Genomic DNA, 6,382 nt, shown 5'->3' with positions numbered 1-6,382 from the left:
ATCGCGTTCGCGTCCGGCTTCTCCGAGCGTCTGCTCCTGCGCTCGGTCCGCTCGTTCGAGGGGGTTTCGACCAGCGCGGGCATCACGAAGTGACCGCGGCCCCCGGGACAGCAGCGGTGCGTCCAGACACCGACGGCACACGGCCCGTGCACAGACCCGACGCTTTTTACCCCTCCATCGCCGGCTATCCGCACATGAACGGCAGCGGGGACACCGACCTCGACGCGGACGCGAGCGACGTCGACGGGGGTGCGTCGGACGGGTCGGCGGGGGCCGACGGGGACGAGAACGGGACGGCCGGCTCCGACCCCGCGCTCGGCGCGCCGCGCGAGATGCTCGACGTCCGGGACGAGTTGACGCCGATGATGGCCCAGTACACCGACCTCTGTGAGGCCCACGACGACGCGCTCGTCCTCTTTCAGGTGGGCGACTTCTACGAGGCGTTCTGTGCCGCCGCGGAGACGGTCGCCCGCGTCTGTGAGGTGACGCTCACGAAGCGCGAGGACTCGACGGGGCGGTATCCGATGGCCGGCGTCCCCATCGACAACGCGGCGTCGTACGTCGAGCGCCTGCTCGACGCCGGCTACCGGGTCGCGCTCGCCGACCAGGTCCAGCCCGCCGAGGAGGCGTCGGGGCTGGTCGACCGTGCAGTCACCCAGCTCGTCACGCCGGGGACGCTCGTCGACGACGCGTACCTCGAGGGGAGCACTGCGAACTACGTCGCGGCGCTCGTCAGAGAGCGGAGTGCGGGGGAGCGTGCAACGTACGGGCTCGCGCTCGTCGACGTCTCGACCGGCGAGTGTCTCGTGACGAGTGGCGACCGCTCGACCGTCTTCGAGGAACTCGAACGGCGCTCGCCGGCGGAACTGCTCACGGCCCCCGAACTCGACGGAACGCTCGACGGAGACGACGTCGTGACCGACGCGATGCGCACCTCGTACGACGTGTCGGCCTTCGAGTTCGACGCCGCCCGCGCCCGCGCCGCGGCCTACACACACCCCGACGCGGTGCTGGCGAACGACGCCGAGGTCCGGGCGACGGGAGCCGTCCTCGCGTACGCCGAGTACACCCAGGGCGGCGACCACCTCGACTACGTCTCTCACGTCACGCGGTTCGACGCCAGCGAGTCGATGCGACTGGACGCGACGGCGCTCGCGAGTCTCGAACTGTTCGACTCGCGGTCCCGGTCGGGACACACGCTGATGGAGACCCTCGACGAGACGGCGTGTGCGCTCGGCCGTCGTCGCCTCGAAGCGTGGCTCCGCCGGCCGACTGTCGACCGCGACGAGGCCGAGTCTCGACTCGACGCCGTCGAGGCACTCTCGAGGGAGGGGGTCGTCCGCGAGACGCTCCACGCGAACCTGAAGGAGGTGTACGACCTCGAACGACTCGTCGGTCGCGTCTCCCGCGGCCGGGCGAACGCGCGTGACCTCCGCTCGCTGGCGACGACGCTCGCCGTCGTCCCCGACGTGCGCGAGGCGCTCTCCTCGCTGGACCACGACGCGGCGCGCCTCGACGGCCTGACCGACCGCCTCGACGACTGCGGCGACGTCCGCTCGCTCGTCGAGTCGGCCATCGTCCCCGACCCACCTCAGGAGGTAACGGAAGGCGGCGTCGTCCGCGAGGAGTTCGACGAGGAACTCGACGACATCCGCGCGACCGAACGCGAGGGCCGCGAGTGGGTCTCGCAGCTGGAGGCGAGGGAGCGAGAACGGACGGGCATCGACTCGCTGGAGGTGGGGTACACCCAGGTCCACGGCTACTACATCGAGGTGACGAATCCGAACCTCGACCGGGTCCCCGAGGACTACACCCGCCGACAGACGCTGAAGAACTCCGAGCGGTTCTACACACCCGAACTCAAACGGCGCGAGGACGAGATCATCTCGGCGTCGGAGCGGGCCGACTCGCTGGAGTACGAACTCTTCTGTGAGGTCCGCTCCTCGGTCGCCGCGGAGGGGGAGCGACTGCAGGCGCTCGCGGACGTGCTGGCGGAACTCGACGTCCTGGTGGCCTTCGCGAGCATCGCCGTCGACCGCGACTACGTGCGGCCGACGTTCGGGGCGAACGCCATCCGCATCGAGGACGGTCGACACCCCGTGGTGGAGCGAACGACCGAGTTCATCCCCAACGGCATCGACTTCTCCCGCGGCGACGTCGCGCTCATCACCGGGCCGAACATGTCGGGGAAGTCGACGTACATGCGACAGGTCGCGCTCGTCTGTCTCATGGCACAGGCGGGGTGTTTCGTCCCCGCCGCCAGCGCCCGCCTGCGGGTCGTCGACCGCGTGTTCACCCGCGTCGGCGCCTCGGACGACATCGCGGGCGGGCAGTCGACGTTCATGCGGGAGATGGCCGAACTCACCGACATCCTCCACGCCGCCACGGCGGAGTCGCTGGTCCTCCTCGACGAGGTCGGACGGGGAACGGCGACGACGGACGGACTGGCCATCGCGCAGGCGACGACGGAGTTCATCCACGACGAGGTGGGCGCGTCGACACTCTTCGCCACCCACTACCACGAGTTGACCGACCTCGAGGCGGACCACGAGGGCGTGTTCACGCTGCACTTCACTGCCGACCGCGACGAGGAGGGGGTGACGTTCCTCCACCGCGTCGCCGAGGGGCCGTCGTCGTCGTCGTACGGCGTGGAGGTGGCCCGACTGGCGGGCGTCCCCGCCCGCGTCGTCGAACGGGCGGACGACCTGGTCGACGCGGCCGAACGCGAGGCGGCCCGCCGCACGGCGGCGGACGAGTCCGCAGAGTCCGACAGGGACAGCGGTGACGAGCACGCGGCGACCGGCAGGGAAGGGGCGCCCACCCGCGACACACCTGCCGTGGCCGATACGGGCCGTCCCTCGCGTCCGGGTGTGACGAACGGGGCTCCCAACCCGGCCGAAAAGACCTTGTCGGAGCCTCACGAACGTGGTGGTGGTCGCGCGAAGTCAGCGCCACTGCCCGACGCCGACTCGGCACGAGGGGCCCGTGACGACCAGAACCACGTCGTCCGCGAGGTCCTGGCCGAGATTCGAGGACTCGACGTCGCCCGGACGACGCCGATGGACGCTCTCGCCCTCCTCCACGAACTCCAGCGGAGACTCGATGACGCGAATCAGGAGACTTGACCCCGAGACCCGGAACCGTATCGCCGCCGGCGAAATCGTCACTCGACCGGTCGACGTCGTGAGAGAACTCGTCGAGAACAGTCTCGACGCCGGCGCCTCCCGGGTCGAGGTGGCCGTCGACGGCGACGGCACCGACCGCCTCCGCGTCCGCGACGACGGCCACGGTATGGCCCGCGAGGACGCCGCCCTCGCCGTCGAGCGTCACACAACGTCGAAGCTCTCCGGTCCCGACGACATCGAGCGCGTCTCGACGCTCGGCTTCCGCGGCGAGGCGCTCCCGAGTATCGCTCACGTCGCGGACCTCACGCTGACGACGAACGACGACGGGCCGCGCGGGACGCGCGTCCACGTCGCCGACGGCGTGGTCGAGACTGCGACGGCGGGACGCGCGCGCGGGACGACCGTCGAGGTGCGTGACCTCTTCCACAACCGGCCGGCACGCCGGAAGCATCTCGGCTCCGCGAAGGCGGAGTTCGCCCGGGTCTCGAAGCTCCTGTCGCGCTACGCGCTCTGTCACTCGGACGTCGGATTCTCGCTGTCGCACGACGGCCGCGAGACGTTCTCGACACCCGGTTCGGGCGACACCGACGCCCTCTTGGGCGTGTACGACCGGACCGTCGCCGGAGAGTCGACGACGTTCTCCTTCGTCGGCGACGACGGCGACGGCGACGAGACACGCGTCGACGGCGTCCTCTGTTACCCGTCGGTCACGCGCGCCACCCGCGACCACGTCCACGTCGCGATCAACGGCCGCCCGGTCGTCGACGAGGCGTTCCGCCGGGCGGTCGTCGCGGGCTACGGATCGCTCCTCCCGTCGAACCGGGCACCCGTCGCCGTCGTCCGGGTGACGCTTCCTCCCGAGGCGGTCGACCACAACGTCCACCCCGCGAAGGCCGAGGTGGCCGTCCGCGACGACGGCGTCTACCGACGGGCCGAACGGGGCGTGAACGACGCGCTGTCGACGGCTGACCTCCGGCGGAGCGGCGAGGTGGCGATGGATCTCGAGACGAGCCTGCGGCCGCTCGACGAGCCGTCACGACTCGGCGACGTCACCGTCATCGGGCAGTTCCGTGACCTGTACCTGCTCTGTGCGGCGGACGACGAACTCCTCGTCGTCGACCAGCACGCCGCCCACGAGCGCGTCAACTACGAGCGCCTGCGCGCCGCTGTCGGGGACGTCCCCTCCGTCGAGGTGGACCCGCCGGCGACCCTCTCGGTGTCGGCCGCCGAGGCGGCCCTCGTCGACGCCCTCGCCGAGGAACTCCAGGCGCTGGGCTACGCGGCGTCGACGTTCGGCGGCGGCACGGTCCGCGTCTCGTGCGTCCCGGCGCCGCTCGGCCGGACGGCGGCCCCCGAGTCGCTGCGGACGGTGCTCGACGTCCTCGACGGCGAGAGTGGTGAGACGCCCGAACGCGTCCGCGACGAGTTGCTGAAAGAGCTGGCGTGTCACCCGTCGCTCAAGGCCGGTGAGACGCTCTCGGTCGAGACGGGCGAGCGACTGCTCGAACGGCTCGGCGCCTGCGAACAGCCGTACGCCTGCCCCCACGGCCGGCCGACGGTCCTCGCCATCGACGAGGAGACGCTGGTCCGCGGCTTCGAGCGCGGGAACACCCGCCTCGGCTGAGCCGCCCGGCGCTCACCACTCCTTGCAGTCGGCACAGACGAACCGGTCGCCGTCGCGCCACTGTCGGTCGGCCGTCTCGCCGCAGACGGGGCAGTCGTCGCCGTCGGGCGACCAGCGGTAGGTCGCCCGCGTGCGGTCGGCCTCGTCCGCGGGTCCGTCGCTCTCGTCCACGTGGGCGGGGGCCTCTCCGTCCTCCACGCCGTTCGCGTCCGAACCGGCCGCCGCCTCGCCGGTGGCGGCCGTGTCTCCTGCCGGGGAGTCGGCATCGGCCTCGGCCCGCTCCGCTCTGTCGCGGTCAGTGTCGTCGCCGTCGGTTCCTCCGGGGGCCGTCCGGTCGGTGTCGGTGTCGTCGTCAGCCGCGGCGTCGACGGCCTCGTCGTCGGCGTCGTCGCTCGCCGGGAAGAACTCGTCCAGCGACCGATTCTCGCCCATACCAGGTGTACGAACGGCCGGGGAATTAAGCGGTCTGACTCTCCCCGCTCACTCCCACCACTCGCTCCGCCGCTCCTGGTAGGAGGCGTCCCGGAAGACGGGCGGCTTGTCCGCGTCTGCCTCCGCGCCGAACGCGACGGCGAGCCAGTAGCCGGTGTGCCAGCCGACGGCCTCGCCGTCGATGTCGACGACGGTGACGGTGAACTGCGCGTACCGCTCGCTGGCGCCGTCGCCGTCGGGGTCGGGGCCGCGACTCGACCCACACGACCCCGACCCGACCGTACACGCCGACTGGGACGCGTAGTGGACGACGATGTCCGCGTCGGGGTCGTCGACGAGTTCGAAGGTCAGGTTGTCTGGCATCCCGGGCGCGCCACGCTCGTAGTAGCCGAGCGCCGCCCGCACCTGCGCTCTCGCGGCGCCGGGGTTCGGTGCCTCGTCGACGTCAACGTAGACGGTGAACTCGCTGTCGTTCCACGGGAACGCCCGGTCGGTCGCGTTCGGCTGCGGGAGGGTGGTGAGCGTCACTCCGGTCTGCATCACGCCCTGAGGGTCGTCGTCGTGGCCCAGCCCGAGCGTGTGACCGAGTTCGTGCGCGACGACCTGTTCCGTCGAGTCGTCCGAGAGGCCCGTCTTTATCTCGACGGTCACCGGACGGTTGATCTGGTTCGCGCTGGTTATGAGTGGTGCACAGCCGGCGGTGTGTTTCGTCCGCTCACAGCTCGTGATTTCGTCGACGAACCGGACGACAACGTCCGGGTTCTCGGCGTCCGGGCGGACCTCGTAGTCGACCGAGTAGCCGACGTACCGCGTCGAGTTCGCCTCCCAGAAGGCTGCCCCACGGCGGACGAGCGGTGCGACGTCGCGCCCGGGCGGTCCCTCGACGGCGACGACGACGGGGTCGGTCCCCCACGGACTCTCGGTCGGTCGTGCCGTCGCCCCGTCTCCGTCGCCGGCAGTCGCCCGTGCGTCGCCACCGGTCGCCGTGGGCGTCTGCGCCGACTCGGCCGTGTGCTGTCCCCCGTCCTGCGCGAGCATGTCGGGGCCGAATCCCCCGAGACAGCCCGCGAGAACGACTACGAGGACCAGCGCGGCCTGGAGCGTGACAGTCGCGTGCCGTGGCATCTATCGGTTCGTCGGTACCGCGACACAAATCCCTTCCCCCGTGTCTCTCGCGTTTGAGACTGGGACGACCACGACG

Annotated in this window: 4 protein-coding genes; 2 read left to right on the top strand and 2 right to left on the bottom strand. The window is 71.1% G+C overall.

All coding sequences use genetic code 11. The features are described 5' to 3' along the window. Positions 1-332 precede the first annotated feature (332 nt). Together mutS and mutL are read left to right on the top strand one after the other, a co-directional pair. The gene (gene mutS / locus ACESK5_RS11915; protein WP_372911788.1) at positions 333-3,125 is read left to right on the top strand and encodes a DNA mismatch repair protein MutS; all 2,793 of its coding nucleotides are present in this window, start codon (positions 333-335) and stop codon (positions 3,123-3,125) included. Then, on the top strand, positions 3,103-4,749 hold the full coding sequence (gene mutL, locus ACESK5_RS11910; protein WP_372911786.1) for a DNA mismatch repair endonuclease MutL: 1,647 nt from the start codon (positions 3,103-3,105) through the stop codon (positions 4,747-4,749). The genes mutS and mutL overlap by 23 nt, the downstream gene beginning before the upstream one ends. Before the next feature lie 12 nt (positions 4,750-4,761). Here the strand turns inward: mutL and ACESK5_RS11905 are convergent, their stop codons facing one another. Both ACESK5_RS11905 and ACESK5_RS11900 read right to left on the bottom strand, forming a co-directional pair. Next, positions 4,762-5,181, bottom strand: coding sequence for a hypothetical protein (locus tag ACESK5_RS11905; RefSeq protein ID WP_372911785.1), 420 nt, complete (start codon positions 5,179-5,181; stop codon positions 4,762-4,764). 48 nt (positions 5,182-5,229) lie between these two features. Continuing rightward, a complete protein-coding gene (locus tag ACESK5_RS11900; protein WP_372911784.1) occupies positions 5,230-6,306 on the bottom strand; it encodes a matrixin family metalloprotease in 1,077 nt (358 codons plus the stop codon). Between the last annotated feature and the right edge of the window lie 76 nt (positions 6,307-6,382).

It is taken from the genome of Salinigranum sp., from assembly GCF_041641895.1.
In the GTDB taxonomy this organism is placed as follows: Archaea; Halobacteriota; Halobacteria; order Halobacteriales; family Haloferacaceae; genus Salinigranum.
Note: the sequence above shows the minus strand (reverse complement) of the source record. Positions and strands in the feature narration are given on the sequence as shown.

Coding starts and splice junctions, on each gene's coding strand:
- mutL (WP_372911786.1), top strand. CDS start 3,103: ATGACGCGAATCAGGAGACTTGACCCCGAGACCCGGAACCGTATCGCC.
- ACESK5_RS11900 (WP_372911784.1), bottom strand. CDS start 6,306: ATGCCACGGCACGCGACTGTCACGCTCCAGGCCGCGCTGGTCCTCGTA.
- ACESK5_RS11905 (WP_372911785.1), bottom strand. CDS start 5,181: ATGGGCGAGAATCGGTCGCTGGACGAGTTCTTCCCGGCGAGCGACGAC.
- mutS (WP_372911788.1), top strand. CDS start 333: ATGCTCGACGTCCGGGACGAGTTGACGCCGATGATGGCCCAGTACACC.